Below are 3,753 nucleotides of genomic sequence, written 5' to 3'. Positions count from 1 at the left end.
GGGACCAAGCCGCTGATGGCCGCGATCGCGGCCTGAGACCGAACCGTCATGGCTTATCACCGCCCTCCCGCGGAAGGCGTTTTTACACGACCAAGACCCTGACCGGACATGCAACCTCGCGGCGGGCGCTGGAATAAGTCGGCGCGCGTGGTAGACTTTCGGTCCTATCGGGCCAGAGTGGGTTGCACAAAATCCGGAGGGGCCGCGATGCAGCAAATTGCCGACTGGCTCGAAAAGCTCGGAATGTTCGAGTACGCGCAACGTTTTGCTGAAAACGGGATTGGTTTCGCAGCACTTCGCCATCTGACTGATCAGGACCTTAAGGACATCGGCGTGCTGCTCGGGCATCGGCGCATAATGCTTGCGGCTATCCAGGAGCTTGGGAGCCCTGCCGTAGCTCAACGCGTTACGGCCGAGTTGAAGCCCCAAGGTGCCGCCGAACGTCGCCAAGTCACTGTGATGTTCTCGGACCTTGTGGGTTCAACAGCACTTTCAGCACGCATGGACCCTGAAGACCTACGCGAGATCATTTCCGCGTATCAGAATTGCGTCGCCGACATCGTGCAGCGGTTCGACGGCTTCGTTGCGAAGTATATGGGCGATGGGGTACTGGTGTATTTCGGGTATCCGCAGGCGCACGAAGACGATGCGGAACGGGCCGTCCGGGCGGGGCTGGAGTTGGTGGCTGGCGTAGGTGCTCTGAAGATTCGTGCGCCCCTGCAGACGCGTATCGGCATCGCAACGGGACTGGTGGTTGTCGGCGACCTCATCGGGTCCGGCGCTTCTCAGGAGCACGCCATAATCGGTGAAACGCCAAACCTTGCGGCACGTTTGCAGGGCGTTGCTGAGCCGAACAGCGTCGTCATTGCGGAGAGTACTCGGAAACTGTTGGGCAATCTGTTCGAGCTTGAAGAATTTGGGCCGATAGAACTCAAAGGTATCTCAGGCGCCGTAGGGGCATGGGCTGCGTTGCGGCCGGCTTCAGTCGAAAGCCGCTTCGAGGCCTTGCACGCGAACGGATTGACCGAGCTTGTTGGGCGGGACGAAGAACTCGAACTCCTGTTGCGACGCTGGTCCAAGGCAAAGAGTGGTGAAGGCCAAGTAGTGCTGCTCTCCGGCGAGGCTGGTATTGGCAAATCGCGGCTTACGGCGGCGCTGCTGGAAAGCATCGCTAACGAGCCGCATACCCGATTGCGCTATTTCTGCTCGCCGCAGCATACCGACAGCGCTTTTTATCCGATCATCGGCCAGATGGAACGGGCCGCACGATTTGCGCATGACGACGCGCTGGAAACGAAGCTGGACAAGCTCGATAAAGTATTGGCGCAGACTTCAACCTCTTTGGAGGATATGGCGCTATTCGCCGACATGCTGTCGCTACCAAAAGACGGACGCTACGCGGCGCTCGACATGCCCTCCGAACAGCACCGCCAGCGGACATTTGAAGCTCTCTGGTCACAGGTGGAGGCATTGTCGCGCTCCACACCTGTGCTGATGATGGTCGAGGATGCACATTGGACCGATCCCACGAGTCAGGAAGCTTTCAGCGGGGTCGTTGACCGGCTTCGGACCTACCGTGTGCTGTTGATTGTGACGTTTCGTCCGGAGTTCGAACCGCACTGGATCGGGCGGCCCTACGTCACTGCTCTCACCCTCAATCGGCTGGCGCAGCGCGAAATCGAGACGGTGATTGATCACATCGTGGGCAACCAGCTCATCTCGGCGAGCGTGCGGCAGGACATCATTGAGCGCACGGACGGGATTCCCCTTTTCGTGGAGGAGATGACGAAGGCGGTCCTGGAAACCAAGAGTGAGGGCGAAGCCCGGCGAACTACAGGCAATATTCCGTCACCTGTGGCGGCGGTCCCCGCAAGCCTGCACGCCTCGCTTATGGCGAGGCTCGACCAGCTCGGGCCCGCCAAGGAGGTGGCCCAGATCGGTTCCGCGATCGGGCGAGAGTTCTCTCACACCCTGCTTTTTTCCGTTGCGAGCAAGCCGGAGCCAGAGTTGGCATCCGCCTTAGACCGTCTGATCTCCGCTGGCTTGTTGTTCCGGCAAGGTGTGCCTCCGTATTCCAGCTATCTATTCAAGCACGCGCTGGTGCAGGACGCTGCCTATGGCACGCTACTGCGCCGAAGACGGCAAGAGTTGCATGCACGAGTTGCCACCGCCTTGGAGCAGCATTTCGCAGATCTGGTCGATCGGCAGCCCGAGATACTGGCCCATCATCTGACGGGTGCCGGAGAGGCGGAACGCGCCTCTGATCAATGGCTAAAAGCGGGCCAGTTTGCGGCTTCCCGCTCCGCGTATGCCGAGGCGGTCAATCATTTCGATCGTGGTTTGTCCCTGCTGCCATCTCTCTTGGATGCGCAGCGCGATCGGCACGAGATCAAGCTGCAACTCGCTAAAGGCGTGTCTCTTAGTAACGCGAACGGCTTCTCCTCGGCCGAAGCAGCAAAAGCGCACGCTCGTGCGCACGAGCTTTCCGATAAGATAGGGGACATCGATTCTCAGTTCACCGCGATATTGGGGTTGTGGACTTTCCGACGCACGTCGGATTGGAATGCGGCGCGCCAGCTTTCAGATAGGCTTCTGAGCCTGGTCGAAAAGGGTAATAATGTCGGCCTTCGGCTCGAAGCTCATCATACGGGTTGGACAACACATTTCTTCTGCGGCGAACTCGCTCCGGCGCAGGAGCATTGCGAGAAGGGCCGAACCCTTTATGAGTTCGAGCAGCACCGGACGCACGCACACATCTACGGTCACGACCCTGGAGTCTGTGCACGAACGCTAGGTGCCTGGAGCGCCTGGCTGCTCGGCTACCCTGACACGGCGCTCGCTCACGTGAATGACGCGTTGGCGCTTGCGGAACGGGTGAACCATCCCTTCAGCCTTGCTATGGCGCGTCTGCATGCGTCGATATTGCACCAGTTCCGACGTGACTCAGCTTCGGTGCTGCAGTGCATTGAGAGCGCAGAGACCCTAGCGGCTAAGAAGCGCATTGCCTTGCCGCTCGATCCACGAGTCCTCCGCGGCTGGGCGTTGTTGGCACCGGATACGATTGAGGCGGCGATTGCCTCCTACCGCGCCGCGCTTGCTGATCCGGCGAAGCAAGGCACGATCCAGTACGCTCCCTATAGCTTTGCGCTCTTTTGCGAGGTGCTTTGTCGCACGGGAAACCACCCCGGCGGAGCCGAAGCCCTAACGGGTGCTGCTGCCATTGCGGAACAAAGCGGCGAGCACTGGTGGGATGCGGAAATCTCTCGGCTGCGAGGGTTGGTGGCATTAACTCGCGGCCAGCTCAGTGGGAGCAATGCATGGCTGCTGAAGTCCCTACAGACCGCTCGGCAACAACGGGCGAAATCACTTGAACTTCGGGCAGCGACGAGCCTTGCCCGTTTTTGGCGCGATCAGGGCAAACGCACCGCGGCACGTGATCTTCTGGCTCCGGTTTACGGCTGGTTCACTGAAGGGTTCGACACGCTCGATTTGAAAGAGGCCAAGGCGTTGCTCGATGACTTGGCGTCGTGAGCCAGTCGAATGGTCTAGCGACTTCCGAGCTTGGCCCATCAGTGAAGTGACGACACCCCTCATTGAGGTCCGCTTAGTGGGGCGGAGTGGACTGGATTTGCTCACTCTGAGTTCTTCGCATTTTGACCCTGGCTGTGTGAAAAGCCACGAGTCGGTTACGATTCCTCCGTTTCCTGATGGGGGATATGGATGGGACGCTTCGTTGAAGGCGCGGACAGATCC

Annotated in this window: 1 protein-coding gene; it reads left to right on the top strand. The window is 59.7% G+C overall.

Going from position 1 to position 3,753, the window contains the following annotated elements:
• The first annotated feature begins 207 nt into the window (after positions 1 to 207).
• On the top strand, positions 208 to 3,531 hold the full coding sequence (locus CT676_RS43155) for an adenylate/guanylate cyclase domain-containing protein (protein WP_161495773.1): 3,324 nt from the start codon (positions 208 to 210) through the stop codon (positions 3,529 to 3,531).
• Positions 3,532 to 3,753 lie beyond the last annotated feature (222 nt).

This window comes from Bradyrhizobium sp. MOS001, from assembly GCF_004634465.1.
Lineage (GTDB): Bacteria > Pseudomonadota > Alphaproteobacteria > Rhizobiales > Xanthobacteraceae > Bradyrhizobium > Bradyrhizobium barranii.
The sequence above is the reverse complement of the archived record's forward strand: the minus strand, read 5'-3'. Positions and strand labels throughout refer to the sequence as shown.

Coding starts and splice junctions, on each gene's coding strand:
- CT676_RS43155 (WP_161495773.1), top strand. CDS start 208: ATGCAGCAAATTGCCGACTGGCTCGAAAAGCTCGGAATGTTCGAGTAC.